The organism is Campylobacter sp. BCW_6877 (assembly GCF_001762445.1).
GTDB classification, from domain to species: Bacteria; Campylobacterota; Campylobacteria; order Campylobacterales; family Campylobacteraceae; genus Campylobacter_D; species Campylobacter_D jejuni.
Genome location: NZ_MJWW01000063.1, coordinates 1 through 14189 on the forward strand (window position 1 = coordinate 1; position 14189 = coordinate 14189).

Genomic DNA, 14189 nt, shown 5'->3' on the forward strand with positions numbered 1-14189 from the left:
ACATAATCAGGCTTAATATTATGCTTAGCTAAAATAGGATAAGAAGAATCTGCGCAAAAAATTGTAGCTTTATTAGCATATTTTTTTAACAAAGGAAGTTGTTTAGTAAGAGAGGGTCCTGTAGAAACAATGATAGTTGTATCACTTAAATTCTTTCTTTTAGAAAGTAATTCTTTATAACTAGGATGAGTGATCATTTGAGGAAGATTATAAACAAATTGCTCTATGCCTTGAAGAGCATCAAGGGGATCATTACCATGAGAAATAATAGAATCTTTAAAATGCTGCACTAGCTTTTTATTTAACTCCAAAACATCCTCATGAAATCTTTCATAATAATTACTCATCAGTTCTAAAAAATAAATTCTAGAAAATTGAAAGAAAGGTTTGTTAGAACAAAAATTAGAAAAAAATTCTATATTTAAAGAACTAGTTTCTAAAATCATCAATCTTGAATTTTGCAATTCATTTGAAAAATCTAAGATATGAAACATGACCCAAATGATTTCTATATCTTTTTCAAAAACAATAATATGTTGATGATTTTTATTTTGTAATAAAGCTTTAAATAAAATTCCATTTCCAAAACCATAAAAATACAATACAGGATAAAGTAGGTATTTATCATTATAAGTGTTTAGCATAGTGTTTAATTCATCAATAACATTTTCATAAAGAAAAGTATTATCACTTGTATCTTTTAGATTGATATCAAGATTATCTTTACCTAAGATAAGTTCAAATTTACTAGACTTGATTTCTTTTAAACTTTCTTTTAAAAGAATATTACCTAAAGCTTCAATGTTTTTATTAAAGAGTTCTTTTTGGGTAGGGGTGAAGGTCATTGGAAATCTCCTTGTTTTAAAGCATCGCCAAATTCTATATCTTTATTAGCTTTTTTTCCTAAAAGTTCTTGATAAAATTTAGGATGTAGCCCGAAAGAAGGACGCACGGATTTTACATTTTCTTCGCTGAAAATTTCACCTTTTTTGATATCCTTACTTGCATATAAACTTCTTGCAAAAACACGGTTTTTAAGAGCTTTTTCATCTAAGTCTAACTTACCATCACCTAAAGCACTTTCGGCCTGTCTAACTGCATCTACCATAGCTTTAAATTCATCAAAATCAAGACTAAATTTACTGTCTTCACTTTCTATATTTTTATCTAACATAAAATGCTTTTCTATTACTCTAGCTCCAAGTGCTACTGCCATAACAGGAGCTAAAAAACCAAAGCTGTGATCGCTTAGTCCCACTTCAACATTAAATTTTTCTTTTAAACTCACTATAGCTTTTAAATTCATATCTTCTATGGCAGCAGGATAAGCTGAAGTGCATTTTAAAAAGATGAGATCAGAATTTTTTTCTTCTTTAAAAATTTCACAGATTCTAAAAAGTTCTTCTTCTGTAGCAATGCCCGTTGAAACGATAGTAGGTTTTTTTTCTTTGGCGATTAAACGTACGAAATTTTCATCATTGGCTTCAAAAGAAGCGATTTTATAGGCTATAGGATCAAAGCGTTTTAGAAATTCTAAATCTTCTTTGGCAAAAGGACTTGAAAAACAAAGTATGCCTTCATTTTGTGCGGTTTCAAAGATTTGAGAATGCCATTCATAAGGGGTTTTTGCACTTTCATAAAGCTCATAAAGTTTTCTTTTATCCCAAAGCCCTCCCTTGATGATAAAATCTTCTTTGTCGCTATTTAGCGTGAGACTATCTGAAGTGTAAGTTTGGATTTTTATCGCATCAGCACCTGCCTTTTTAGCAGCTTTTATGCTTTGAAGTGCCATTTCAAGACTTCCTGCGTGATTGGCGCTAAGTTCTGCTATGATAAAAACCTTTTTATCGGTGTTAAAATTTCCTATTTGCATGTATTTCTTTCTTTGGTAAATTTCCTACTAAAAATGATATATAATTATATTATATATTTCTTCAATTTATATATTTATATTATATAAATATTACGACTTTGTTATGATTTTGCTTGGTTTTATTTAAAAAATGCCATAGGGATTTAAATCATAGAATTCATTCATTTTTTAATTTTTATATAATATAAATATATAAAATTATAAAATAAAATTTAATTATAACGATATATATTTAAGACTAATTAAAGGAAATTTATGAAATTTTGCAAAAAATGCGTGATGCCAGATACTAAACCTGATTTACATTTTGATGAAGATGGAGTTTGTGATGCTTGTCATTCTCAAGAAGCTAAAAATCAAAATATTAATTGGCAAGAAAGAGAAAAAGAATTTTTTGAGCTTGTAAAAAAATATAAAAAACATCCCATATATGATTGTGTTATAGGGGTAAGTGGCGGCAAGGATTCTCATTTTCAAACTATAAGAATGCTTGAACTCGGACTTAATCCTTTGTGTGTGTGTTTTGAGCCTAGTGTGCCTACGAAAATAGGGCGCAAAAATTTAGACAATTTAAATCATTTGGGCGTGGATTTGATCCATATCAAGCGTGATCCAAAAGTTTATCAAAAACTTGCTCGTGAAGCTTTTATAAGAACAGGGGATAATGAATGGCAAAACCATTTGGGAATTTTTACTTCTGTTCCACGCATAGCGGTAAATTTTGGAGTGCCTTTGATCATCTGGGGAGAAAGTCCGCAGATAGAGTATGGCGGTCCTGCGAGTAGTAAAAATAAAAATATTTTAGGCAGAGAGTGGCTTGAAGAATTTGGCGGGCTTTTAGGAAATCGTGCTTCTGATATGCTTGGGGTAAATGGTATCACTGAAAAAGATTTGTTTTTATATACTTATCCAAGCGATGAAGAACTTCAAAGAGTAGGGGTTACGGGGCTATTTTTAGGGTATTATTTTAAATGGGATTATAAAAAAATTCTTGAAATTTCTAAAAAATATGGTTTTTTAACTCTAGATCATCCTGTTGAGACTACTTATGAAAATTTTGAAAATTTAGATTGTTATTCTAATCATGTGCATGATTATTTAAAATACTGCAAATACGGCTTTGGTAGAGCAACAGATAATGCTTGTTTGGATATTCGTTTAGGTTATATCAGCCGTGAAGAAGGGGTGCGTTTGGCACAAAAATACGATGGCAAGCCCCCTAAAAAGGCTATTAAAAAATACCTTGAATTCAGTGGTTTTAGCGAGGAAGAATTTCAAAAAATTGTAGATTCTTTTACTAATAAAAAAATCTTTAAACGCGATGAAAATGGCAAATTTATAAGAGATTATGATGGTTCTTTGGTAAGAAAAGACGAGTGTGTTTTAAAATGATAGCACTCATTGATTACAAGGCAGGAAATTTAAACTCCGTTGCTAAGGCTTTTGAAAAAATAGGAGTTACAAATTTCATAGCTAAAAATCCAAAAGATTTGCAAAAAGCCGATAAATTGCTTTTACCTGGAGTGGGATCTTTTAAAGAAGCGATGAAAAATTTAAAAGAGCTTGGTTTTATAGAAGCTTTAAAAGAGCAAGTTTTAGTACAAGAAAAACCTATTTTAGGCATTTGTTTAGGAATGCAACTTTTTTTAGAAAGGGGTTATGAAGGTGGGGTTTGCGAAGGACTTGGTTTTATAGAAGGCGAAGTAGTCAAATTTGAAGAGGATTTAAATTTAAAAATCCCACACATGGGTTGGAATGAACTTGAAATTTTAAAACAAGAGCCTTTATATCAAGGCATAGAAGATAAGAGTGATTTTTATTTTGTGCATTCTTTTTATGTGAAATGTAAAGATGAGTTTGTAAGTGCTAAGGCACAATATGGACATAAATTTGTTGCATCTTTGCAAAAAGATCATATTTTTGCTACGCAATTTCACCCCGAAAAAAGTCAAAATTTAGGCTTAAAACTTTTAGAAAATTTTGTAAGGCTTTGAATGTTAAAAACTAGAATTATCCCTTGCGTGTTATTAAAAAATTCTCAACTTGTTAAAAGTATAGAGTTTAAAGATTTTCGCACTATAGGGCATTTAACTTCAACGATGAGAATTTATAATGCACGCAATGTTGATGAGCTTATTATCTTAGATATAGATGCTTCAAAAAGTGGAGAAATAGATTTTGAAAGTATAGAAGATCTTGCTAAAGAATGCTTTATGCCTTTAACCATAGGTGGGGGGATAAAAACTCTTGAAGATATACAAAAGATTTTAAATTTAGGTGCGGATAAAATTTCTATCAATTCTAAGGCCTTAGAAGATAAAGATTTTATAAGTAAAGCGGCTAATCGTTTTGGTTCTCAATGTATAGTTTGTTCTATAGATGTTAAAAGAAAAGGAGATCAATTTTGTGTTTATGATAGGGGAAATTTACTTGAAAAAAGTCCTTTAGAACTTGCTTTAGAATATGAAAAAAAAGGAGCTGGAGAGCTTCTTTTAACTTCTGTGGATTTTGAGGGAAAAGCAAAGGGTTATGATTTAGAACTTTTAAAGATCTTTCAAAATAAACTTAAAATTCCTCTTATTATCAATGGAGGACTTAGCAATCCAAGTGATGGAGTTAAGGCTTTAAATTTGGGTGCTGATGCTTTAGCTGGAGCTTATATTTTTCATTTTTCTAAGTATACCCCTAAAGATGTAAAAGAAGAATTAGCTAAGCAAGGTTTTGCAGTTAGATTGCTTTAGGCAAACATAGTAGAAATCTTTATCTTCATCATAAATAGTAAAATGATTTTGTTGATATAATTTTAAAGCTTTGTGATTGCTTTTAAAAACATAAGCTTTAAGAGTATTTACTTTTAAGTTTTCAAAAGCGTAGTTTAGAATTTCATTCATTAAAATTTGTCCTACGCCTTTTAAATCAGGTTTTGCATAAAGTCCAAATTCGCAAGATTTAGTTGTGATATTGACAAAATCAATCACACCGATCATCTGTTCATCTTGAAAAACTAAAAAATATTTTTTACTAGAATCTTGATGTAAATTTTTTAAAAATCTTAAATGTTCTTCAAAATCAATGTATTTTGTTTTCATAAATTGACTGATATCGGGGTGATTACGCCATTTAAAAATCAGCTTTATTTCTTGAGAATTAAGTTCTGTGAAATTTTTAAGTTTTATCAATACTTATACTCCACTTCATAGCCTTTTTTAGCAAGCCAAGTTGCTGTAGGTTCTTGATTTTTAACATAACAAATAGCTTTGAAATTTGCCTTTAAAAGTAAGGCTTCATTGACTAAAGAACTTGCACTGATGATGAGTTTATTGCTTTCATTCATCAATTTTGCAATATTTTCATGATTGATAAATAATCTAATATTACTATGTAATTTTGCAAATTTTTGCAATTTTTTAAGATTGGGATTAGAAGAGCTGGTTGCAATGCTTATGATTTTTGTTTTAGGTAATTCGCTGGCGATTTGCAAAGAAAGATTTTTTATATCAGTTCCACCCATGCAAATGAAAAAATCATATTTTTTTTCTCTATTTTCTTTGGCTTCTTGGTAAAATTCTTCTCTGATTAAGGCATAAGAAAAACCACATCTTACTTCGCATTTAAAAGGCACTAAACCTTCATAATCACTTGCTTTTGAGTAAGCATTGACATTGAGTAAAATGTCACAATGATGAGGCTTTATCTCATCATCAAAGCTTAGAATTTTCACCCCTGTTTCAAGCTTGATTAGTTTTTCATCATCTACGCTGATGCCATAGTGATCAATGATAAGAAGTTCAAATTTTTTTTCTTTGATGAGATTGATAAGCTCGTAGATACTTTCGCTACTAAGCTCATAAACAGGATAAGGAATTTCATCGATCAAAGAGCCTTCTAAAGGCAAACAAGCAAAACTTACATCATTGTATTGTTTAGCTAAGACTAGATCGCGTTTAATGTGTCCAAAGCCTATTTGACTGGAGCTATCACTTCTAATAAGAACTTTCATGATTTACCTTATAAAGTATTTTTGCAAATTCTAAATCTTGCATGGTGTCTATATCGCAAACTAAATTTCTTGGTAATACGAATACACTAGAATGAGGTTTAAACATAAAATCTTCTTCAAGCCAAGCTTTACTTGTACCAAAATAAAAAGCTCCTGCATCATGAAAAGCTTTTGTTAAGTCTTGTGAGCGACTTTTATAATGTTTTTCATCAAACATATAAACTTGATTGTTCTCATTTAGATAAAAAGCCCTTTGTATAGGATACTCAAACTCAGTAGCAGCAAATAAAAACTTGCTTTGATTTTGGATAAATTTTTCATAGGCTTGTTTTAAAATGTCTTTGTTTAACAAAGGAGCAGTAGCATAAAGACAACAGACATGATCATAAATTTTATTTTGGCTTTGTAAAATTTCTATGGTATTTTGCACTACAGCGGTACTTGAAGCATAATCATCGCTTAAGTTTTTATCACGCACAAAAGGAGCTTTTGCGCCGTATTTTAAGGCTACTTCTATGATTTCTTCATCATCACTTGAAAGCACCACTTCATTAAAAATGCCTGAATTTAAAGCATTTTCTATGCTATAAGCGATTAAAGGTTTACCTAGAAAATCAATGATATTTTTTCTAGGAATTCTTTTTGATCCACCACGAGCAGGGATGATACAAAGATTTTTCATAGTTAAGCCTTGTTTTTTGTGTTTTATTTTACTAAAATTTAAGTATAATTGTCTTTAAAATAAAATAAAAGGCTTAAAATTGCTCATAAACCAAACCTTTGAAATTGATTCTTGTGATGATATAGAATTAAATATAAAAAGAACTAGTAAACTTGAATACAGCATAAGTTATGATAATGAAAAAGATATTAAAGCTATAGTTTTTATGATAGGTGGTTTTGGATCTAATGCAAATATTTCTTTTTTAGATTTTGATAGAGAGTATATTGCTAAAAAATTTGATGTTGTAGCGGTGCATGTTTTTTATCATTGTTTTTGTACAAGACAAAGTATCGATCAAAAGTACAATCCAAAGCTTATTCCTAATCAAGATGATTTAGAGCGTATCAATGGTATTTTAAAAAATTTAATTTAGGGCATTTATTTGCCAATGAAGATAATTTTGAACAAATTATCCCTCTTATAGAACAAAGGGCTGGAGAGATTAAACAGGCAGGTTTAGTTGATGAAAGCCAAAAAATAGAACTTTTTTGCGATTTTGTTCCGCCTAATGGAGACTATCAAAACTATGGCATTATGGCAGCTATTGATCATATCAATACTTTAAAAGATCTAGTTAAACGCTTTCCAAAATTTGCAGATTTACCAAAAATTTATGGGGGGGGGTCTTATGGAGGATACCTATCTTTACTCATAGCAAAAATAGCTCCTTGGTATGTGGATGGCGTGATTGATAATTCAGGGCCCGCCTTGCCTCCTTTGAAATTTATATTGGGAAGGGAATTTGGTTTTCCTGAATTTGTTTTTAGTTCTAAAGATTTAGATTTGTACTGTTTTTTAAAAAAACATTGGACACGCAAAGAAAATGCGTTATATTTTTTCAATGATGTAAATTATATGATAAGAGCGTTGTTAAATTTAAAGCATCTGCAAATTTTATCTGAAGTTTCAAAAAATATTATTTTTATAACTTATCATAGTGCTAAAGATGTTGGAGCGCCAGCTAAGGATAAGATCATGCTTTATGAGATTTTTAATACTTTAGGTTTTGATGCTACTTTAAATTTGATAAAAGATGAAAGTGAGGTTGATGGAAGATTTATAAAAGACTTAAATCATGGCATGAGGATTACTGATAGGGCTTTGTTTAGAAAAGAACTTCCTTCAATGCTTGAAAAATTGCAAAAAAGAAAATCTTTTATGCAAGAAAATTTCATCTCTTATCCTTGCGGTGATAAAATTTTTACTTTTAAAGATAAGGAGAATCAATTTATATTGGAAAATTTTTAATTTTTATAAAAGTTTGTAGGTTATTAAAATCTATATCTAAGGCCATTATATTAAAGATAATTCCAGATCCAAAGCTTGATAAAACATATTTTTCAATACCCACCCCCATTTTTTACATGTGTTTTTTCTTGGTTTTGTTTATAAAGACAAAGTTCTATAGGTAGATTACTAACTTTGCAATCTGCATAGATTTTAAATGTTTGATGAAAGCATGGGAAATTTTCCATATGTAAATTTTCTAAATTTTTTTTTGAAGAAAAAATCATTAGGTGTATGAAAAAAGAAATTTGATATTTTTGTTTTATCAATGTCAAAATAATCAAAAAAATTATTAAAAAATTCAGGATAGTTTTCTGATATAAAGTTAAAAAATAAGGTGTTGTTAATGTACAAATACTCATTAAAATTTGTATTGCAAGCATTAAGAGGCAATGTTTCTTCTAAAGCATATTGACTGTATATTTCCTGAGAAAAATAAGTTTTTTGTGTTGTATTTTGAGATTTTTCGATTAAAATTGCACATGCACAGTCACTATGTGTAAGATAGGAGATTTTGTCATTTTTTATATCTGTTTTTTTGTTTTTTACGAGACTTGTAAGAATGATTATTTTATGGATATCGGGATTATCTAGCATTAAAAAAGCTTGCATGAGCGTTTGTAAAAAACCTGAGCAAAATGTTGTTGTATCTATACATACAGTTTTTTTGCTTAAATTTAAATTTTTATGCACAATACTTGATGTTTGGGGCGCAAAAAAATCAGGTGTATGTGTAGCAAGAAAAATCACATCTAATTCTTCTTTTGAACATATATTATTTTTAAACAATGTGTTTAAAGCTTCTGTGGCTAAATCACTTGCAAATGTATTTTCATTAGCTATATAATGAGATGAAAAATTAGAAGTTTTTTTAAGAAGTTCAAATTTATTCTTTGTTAAATTGCATAATTGTAGTTCTTCATCTACAGAAAGAGTATTTTTTGGAAGTATTACGCTAATGGCTTTAATATTATGAGAATTTAATGCAAGTTTCAATTTGAAATCCTTTGATATTTATTTGTTATAATAACATAAATATTTGTTTTAAGGCAAAATAATGACAGCATATTTGCATATAGGAACACCAAAAACTGGAACAACAAGCTTGCAAAATTTTCTTATTATAAATGAAAATAAAGTTTTAAATCAAGCTTATATTTATCCAAAAAGTCTTAGAGTGGCAAATAGACACTGGGCTTTGGTGGATATGGTTTTAGAGTTGGTTCAAAAGGAAAATATTTTAAAAGAGAAAAGTGTTTTAAGTCATATCACAAATGAAAGACTTCTTAGAACTATAGAAAATTTTAAAAGTGAAAGTGCTTTACATAAAGATAAAAAATTTATTTTTTCAGCTGAGGGTATAGTTTGGGATTTTTCTACCAAAAAACATGTAGAAATTTTAGAAAAGATTATGAGAGAGTTAGGTTTTACTCAAATTTATATTATTGTATATTTTAGGGATACTTTGGGTTATTTAAACTCACATTGTTCTCAAGATCATAAAAACAATATGGGATATTATTCTGCTGATTTTGCCCCACAAGATCATCCTAGAAAATATATTTTTGATTATGAGTGGATTTGTAAAACTCATACTGAGGTATTTGGAGAAGAAAATTTGATAGTAAGACTTCTAAGGGAGGATTATGTAGGAGGGACTTTGCTCAAGGATTTTGTTTATCATTTAGGACTTGAATGGGATGAGAGTTTTGTTTTAAAACAAACCAAAAATGAAAGTTTTAATCTTTTAGGAATGGAGCTTATGTCAAGATTAAATCAAAAAGATTTAAAGCAGGATAATCTTAATTCTTTGCTTTTTATGGCAAGAAGAAAATTTGAAGGCAGTAAAGAAAAAAGATTAAAATTTGCAGTGCAAAAAGATATTGCTAAGGCTTATGTGGATTATTTTGCTTCTTCGCTTGAATGGGTAAAAAACAAATATTTCCCGCATAAAAATTCTCTTTTTGCTCCTATAAATTGGGAAGAATACGAACAAAATTATACTTTAACTCACACACTAAGTAAAGATTGGGATGATGTGGCGGATTTTATAGCACAAATTATTGTTTCTAAAAATGAAATCATCAGTTCTTTAAAAGAACAGCTTAAACTTGCAAGGAAAGATTAGTCTTTCATTGCAATTTCAAGCATTTTTTTGATATTTTCAAAGCTTTCAAAATTTTCAGGTGTGATAAATTCTGCTTTTAAGGGTTTTTTATAAAATTTTTCTATTTCAGCAACCAAAGCCATGATATCGATACTATCGATAAAATCTTCACTTACTAGATTTTCCATACTCTCATTGATATCTGTTCTTTCTATATTGATAAAAAATTGTTTGACTTCTTGCATTTTTGCTCCTTTGGTTTTTTGAAATTATAAAATATTTATTTAAACAAGTTCTTTTAAAACTTTCCTATCAATTTTACCATTTTGATTGAGTTTAAATTTGTCAATTTTAATAAAATTTTTTGGGATCATATAAGAAGGTAATTTATCTTTTAGAAAAGATTTAAAATTAATCTCTTTTTCACTTTCATAAAAACAAATAATATCTTCTTTAAAAATACAAGCACTATTTTTTACACTTGCATGAGAATTTATCACGCTTTCTATTTCTCCAAGTTCTATCCTATGCCCCATATATTTGATCTGATTATCTGCTCTTCCATAGCATAAAAGTTCGCCAAATTCATTATAAGAAACAATATCTCCTGTTTTATAGAGTAAATCCAAATAATTATCATGCAAAGGATTTTGTATAAAAGCTTGTTTGGTTTTTTCTTTGTCATTATAATACCCTAAAGACAAAGAAGTTCCACGCACGAAAAGTTCTCCTTTAACACCTATTTGTTTAGGGCTTATGAAATTCATATTTTCATCAAAAACTAAAAGTTCTGTGTTTTTACATGCTTTACCTATAGGTAGAAGTTCTTCATCTTTAAAAGTGCGATTGATGATATAAAAAGAACATACATCAGTGATTTCTGTTGGACCATAAAGGTTTGCAAATAAAGCATTGGGTAAGTGTTTACGCCAAATATTTAGCTGCTTATTAGGCATGATTTCACCACAAAAAAGTATCTTTTTTAAGGTGTTTAAACTAAAATTATTCAAAGCTTCAGTATTTGCAAAATAAATCAGCACCGAAGGTACCCAAAATATAGTGCTTGCTTTTTCTTTTTCAAGGCATTCTAAAATTTTATTTGGAAAGGCAAAAAGATGATTAGGTAAAAGATATAAAGTCGCTCCTGATTTTACACTTGAAAAAATATCTAAAATGCTATTGTCAAAATAAAATGGCGCTTGATTGGCTAAAATTTCATTTTCATCAAATTTAAAAGTCTCACATACCCAAAAAGTATAATCAATCACACTCTTATGAGCTATGCTTACTCCTTTAGGAATGCCTGTACTCCCGCTAGTAAAGAAAACATAGAGTAAATTAGTATCTATGTGTTTTTCTTTTGCATTTTTTATTAAACTCTCATCTATATTAAAACTTTCAAAGTCTTGTGTATAAAGCGTAGGCAAATCTAAATTAAAATTTAAATCCTTTGAAGTGATAAAAAGTTTAGGTTTTAAAACCTCTATAACTTTTTCTACTCTTTCTTTAGGACTTTTCTCATCTAAAAGGGTGTAAAAATTTCCACTTAATGCCACTCCAAAAAATGAAATCAAACAATCAATCCCTTTAGGCAAGATGATTAAAACAGGAGCTTGAGTAGGATTATTATTTCCTAAAGTTTTTAAAATTTCACTGGCTAGTTTTTTAGAAAAAAGATCAAAGTCTTTATAAGTGATTTCTTTTCTTTCCTTGGCAAAAGGTTCTACAAAAGCAGTTTTTTCACTAAATTTGATTAAACTTTTTTCTAAAAAATCGTAGATATGGGTTGTCATGATTTGCCTTTTTAGTTTTTTGTAATATAATATCGATAAATTAATAAAAAAGGCCTTTATATGCTCATAAACCAAACCTTTGAAATTGATTCTTGTGATGATGTAGAACTAGGTATTAAAAGAACTAGCAAGCTTGAATACCGCATAAGTTATGATGATGAAAAAGATATCAAAGCTATAGTTTTTGTAATATCTGGAATGGGTGCTAATAAAAATATTTCTTTTTTAGATTTTGATAGAGAATATATTGCTAAAAAATTTGATGTTGTAGCAGTGAGTGTTTTTTATCATTGTTTTTCTATGCGTTTTTCAGGAGATATAAAATATAGCGCTATAAAAGTTTTTACATCAGAGGATCTTGAAAAGTTAGAAGAAGCTTTGTCTAGGGTAGGTATAAATTCTAGTAGCTTAACTACTGAAAATAGTCTTGAATATGCTACTTTATTAGAACAAAGAATTACACAGTTAAAAGAGAATGGACAAATACCTTTAGATTATCGTGCTACTATTAGTTCAACTTTTATTCCACCTAACGGAGAATATCAAAATTATGCTTTAATGCCTGCTATTGATCATATCAATACTTTAAAAGATTTAGTGAAACGCTTTCCAAAATTTGCAGATTTACCAAAAATTTATGGGGGGGGGTCATATGGAGGTGTGATAGGTTTAATGTGTGCGAAAATAGCTCCTTGGTATGTGGATGGTGTAATTGATAATTCTTTAGCTGTTCTTCCTCCTTTAAAGCGTTTAGTAGGAAGAGAGATTGGCGAGTGTGAATATGTGGAAGGTAGTAAAAATTTGATTATAGAATTTTTTCTAAAGAGTTATTGGACGCGTAAAGATATAACTTCTCCTTATTATCTTTATAATGAAAATTATATCATTCGTAGTTTTCTAAATAAAGATCATTTGATTTTACAACATAATATTAATCCTAATATTATTTATATCTCTTATCACAGCAAACATGATACTTTTACACCTGCGGATTATAAAATACAACTTCATGAATTTTATAAATTTTTAAAACTTGACGCCACTTTATATTTAATAAAAGATGAAAGTGAGATTGATGGAAGATTTATAAAAGATTTAAATCATGGCATGAGAATAAGTGATAAAGCCTTATTTAGAAAAGAACTTCCTTTAATGCTTGAAAAACTACAAAAAAGAAAATCTTTTATGCAAGAAAATTCCATCTCTTATCCTTGTGGGAATAAAGTGTTTACTTTTAAAGATGTAGAAAATCAGTTAAAATTGATTATTAATTAAAAAGGAAAATATATGCTCATAAATCAAACCTTTGAAATCGATTCTTGTGATGATGTAGAACTAGGTATTAAAAGAACTAGCAAGCTTGAATACCGTATCAGTTATGATAATGAAAAAGATATCAAAGCTATAGTTTTTGTCATAGGAGGTTATGGAGCTAATGCAAATATATATTTTTTAGATTCTTATAGAAATTATATTGCTAAAAATTTTGATGTAGTGACAATAAATGTTTTTTATCATTGTTTTTGTCAAAGACGTTCAGATGTTTTAAAATACGATGCAAGTGCAAAATTTTTAGAAGAAGATCTGGAAAATTTTTCTAAAGTATTGAATGATTTTAACATTGATGGCAGAAATTTAAATTCTAATAATGCTTTAGAATATTATCATCATTTAGATCATTGTATTGCTACTTTAAAATCACAAGGAAAACTAGTACAAAATTATCAAGCGAAATTTACTTCCACTTTTATCCCACCTAACGGGGATTATCAAAACTATGGCATTATGGCAGCTATTGATCATATCAATACTTTAAAAGATCTAGTTAAACGCTTTCCAAAATTTGCAGATTTACCAAAAATTTATGGGGGGGGGTCTTATGGAGGATACCTATCTTTACTCATAGCAAAAATAGCTCCTTGGTATGTGGATGGCGTGATTGATAATTCAGGTTCGGCTTTGCCACCTTTAAATTATATTTTAGGAAGAGAAATGGAGGACGGTTGTGATTATGTTTTAAATAGTTCGCATATTTTAATAGAATGTTTTGTAAAAACCCATTGGACACGTAAAGAAAATTCACCTTATTTTTTTAATAATGAAAATTATTTTATTAGAACATTGTTAAATAAAGATCATTTGATTTTGCAAAGTCAAAAAAATAAAAATATTATTTATGTGAGTTATCATAGTAAAGAAGATCCTTTAACTCCAGCAAATTTTAAAGAACAAACCATGCAAATATTAAAAATTTTAGGATATGATGTAAGCTTAAATTTGATAGATGAAAATAAAATTGATGGAAAATTTATTAAAAATTTAGATCATGGTTGTGGTATACCTGATAAAGCCTTATTTAGAAAAGAACTTCCTTTAATGCTTGAAAAACTACAAAAAAGAAAATC

General features: G+C 28.8%; 14 protein-coding genes and 1 pseudogene. 7 read left to right on the forward strand and 8 right to left on the reverse strand.

Annotation, left to right across the window (positions count from 1 at the left end; genetic code table 11):
- Both AJ936_RS09430 and pseI read right to left on the reverse strand, forming a co-directional pair.
- A partial coding sequence (locus AJ936_RS09430; RefSeq protein WP_148123992.1) for a 6-hydroxymethylpterin diphosphokinase MptE-like protein occupies positions 1–845 on the reverse strand: 845 nt, incomplete at its 3' end.
- Positions 842–1873 (reverse strand): pseudaminic acid synthase, encoded by a 1032-nt coding sequence (gene pseI / locus AJ936_RS09435; protein WP_070274470.1) that lies wholly within the window; start codon positions 1871–1873, stop codon positions 842–844. The genes AJ936_RS09430 and pseI, both read right to left, overlap by 4 nt.
- Positions 1874–2128: 255 nt before the next feature.
- Between pseI and pseA the strand changes: the two genes are divergently transcribed.
- Genes pseA through AJ936_RS09450 form a run of 3 tightly spaced genes read left to right on the forward strand, consistent with a single transcriptional unit; the run spans position 2129 to position 4614 of the window.
- A complete protein-coding gene (pseA, locus tag AJ936_RS09440; protein WP_070274471.1) occupies positions 2129–3265 on the forward strand; it encodes a pseudaminic acid biosynthesis protein PseA in 1137 nt (378 codons plus the stop codon).
- Positions 3262–3867, forward strand: a complete 606-nt coding sequence (hisH, locus tag AJ936_RS09445) for an imidazole glycerol phosphate synthase subunit HisH (RefSeq protein ID WP_079861685.1) — start codon at positions 3262–3264, stop codon at positions 3865–3867. Before pseA ends, hisH begins: the two co-directional genes overlap by 4 nt.
- Positions 3868–4614 carry a HisA/HisF-related TIM barrel protein gene (locus AJ936_RS09450; protein WP_070209989.1) on the forward strand — a complete coding sequence of 249 codons (747 nt, stop codon included), beginning with the start codon at positions 3868–3870 and terminating at the stop codon, positions 4612–4614. It begins immediately after the preceding gene.
- Here AJ936_RS09450 and pseH read toward each other — a convergent pair.
- From pseH to pseF, 3 genes are read right to left on the reverse strand one after another with little or no spacing between them, the layout of a single operon-like run.
- Positions 4579–5052 carry a UDP-4-amino-4,6-dideoxy-N-acetyl-beta-L-altrosamine N-acetyltransferase gene (gene pseH / locus AJ936_RS09455; protein WP_070274473.1) on the reverse strand — a complete coding sequence of 158 codons (474 nt, stop codon included), beginning with the start codon at positions 5050–5052 and terminating at the stop codon, positions 4579–4581. The two genes, AJ936_RS09450 and pseH, sit on opposite strands and share 36 nt — an antisense overlap.
- On the reverse strand, positions 5049–5873 hold the full coding sequence (gene pseG, locus AJ936_RS09460) for a UDP-2,4-diacetamido-2,4,6-trideoxy-beta-L-altropyranose hydrolase (RefSeq protein WP_070274474.1): 825 nt from the start codon (positions 5871–5873) through the stop codon (positions 5049–5051). The genes pseH and pseG overlap by 4 nt, the downstream gene beginning before the upstream one ends.
- Positions 5857–6555, reverse strand: a complete 699-nt coding sequence (pseF, locus tag AJ936_RS09465; RefSeq protein WP_070274476.1) for a pseudaminic acid cytidylyltransferase — start codon at positions 6553–6555, stop codon at positions 5857–5859. Before pseF ends, pseG begins: the two co-directional genes overlap by 17 nt.
- A 79-nt stretch (positions 6556–6634) precedes the next feature.
- On the opposite strand from pseF, the pseudogene AJ936_RS09470 reads away from it, so the two are divergent.
- A pseudogene (locus tag AJ936_RS09470) lies at positions 6635–7845 on the forward strand (DUF2920 family protein).
- Positions 7846–8037: 192 nt separating this feature from the next.
- Here AJ936_RS09470 and AJ936_RS09475 read toward each other — a convergent pair.
- Positions 8038–8880, reverse strand: a complete 843-nt coding sequence (locus AJ936_RS09475) for a hypothetical protein (RefSeq protein WP_079861684.1) — start codon at positions 8878–8880, stop codon at positions 8038–8040.
- A gap of 61 nt (positions 8881–8941) precedes the next feature.
- Between AJ936_RS09475 and AJ936_RS09480 the strand changes: the two genes are divergently transcribed.
- A complete protein-coding gene (locus AJ936_RS09480) occupies positions 8942–10012 on the forward strand; it encodes an acyl carrier protein (protein WP_070274478.1) in 1071 nt (356 codons plus the stop codon).
- Here AJ936_RS09480 and AJ936_RS09485 read toward each other — a convergent pair.
- Positions 10009–10236 carry an acyl carrier protein gene (locus tag AJ936_RS09485; protein WP_070274480.1) on the reverse strand — a complete coding sequence of 76 codons (228 nt, stop codon included), beginning with the start codon at positions 10234–10236 and terminating at the stop codon, positions 10009–10011. The genes AJ936_RS09480 and AJ936_RS09485 overlap by 4 nt on opposite strands.
- Before the next feature lie 39 nt (positions 10237–10275).
- Positions 10276–11784 (reverse strand): AMP-binding protein, encoded by a 1509-nt coding sequence (locus tag AJ936_RS09490; protein ID WP_070274482.1) that lies wholly within the window; start codon positions 11782–11784, stop codon positions 10276–10278.
- Positions 11785–11844: 60 nt separating this feature from the next.
- Here AJ936_RS09490 and AJ936_RS09495 point away from each other — a divergent pair, with 60 nt between their 5' ends.
- A complete protein-coding gene (locus AJ936_RS09495) occupies positions 11845–13059 on the forward strand; it encodes a DUF2920 family protein (RefSeq protein ID WP_070274483.1) in 1215 nt (404 codons plus the stop codon).
- A gap of 12 nt (positions 13060–13071) precedes the next feature.
- On the forward strand, positions 13072–14189 hold a 1118-nt coding region (locus tag AJ936_RS09500; protein WP_261661076.1), incomplete at its 3' end, for a DUF2920 family protein.

Excerpts from the sequence above, each read along its gene's own strand:
- AJ936_RS09450 (WP_070209989.1), top strand. The coding sequence starts at position 3,868 with ATGTTAAAAACTAGAATTATCCCTTGCGTGTTATTAAAAAATTCTCAA.
- AJ936_RS09490 (WP_070274482.1), bottom strand. The coding sequence starts at position 11,784 with ATGACAACCCATATCTACGATTTTTTAGAAAAAAGTTTAATCAAATTT.
- pseA (WP_070274471.1), top strand. The coding sequence starts at position 2,129 with ATGAAATTTTGCAAAAAATGCGTGATGCCAGATACTAAACCTGATTTA.
- pseG (WP_070274474.1), bottom strand. The coding sequence starts at position 5,873 with ATGAAAGTTCTTATTAGAAGTGATAGCTCCAGTCAAATAGGCTTTGGA.
- pseI (WP_070274470.1), bottom strand. The coding sequence starts at position 1,873 with ATGCAAATAGGAAATTTTAACACCGATAAAAAGGTTTTTATCATAGCA.
- AJ936_RS09480 (WP_070274478.1), top strand. The coding sequence starts at position 8,942 with ATGACAGCATATTTGCATATAGGAACACCAAAAACTGGAACAACAAGC.
- pseF (WP_070274476.1), bottom strand. The coding sequence starts at position 6,555 with ATGAAAAATCTTTGTATCATCCCTGCTCGTGGTGGATCAAAAAGAATT.
- hisH (WP_079861685.1), top strand. The coding sequence starts at position 3,262 with ATGATAGCACTCATTGATTACAAGGCAGGAAATTTAAACTCCGTTGCT.
- AJ936_RS09495 (WP_070274483.1), top strand. The coding sequence starts at position 11,845 with ATGCTCATAAACCAAACCTTTGAAATTGATTCTTGTGATGATGTAGAA.
- AJ936_RS09485 (WP_070274480.1), bottom strand. The coding sequence starts at position 10,236 with ATGCAAGAAGTCAAACAATTTTTTATCAATATAGAAAGAACAGATATC.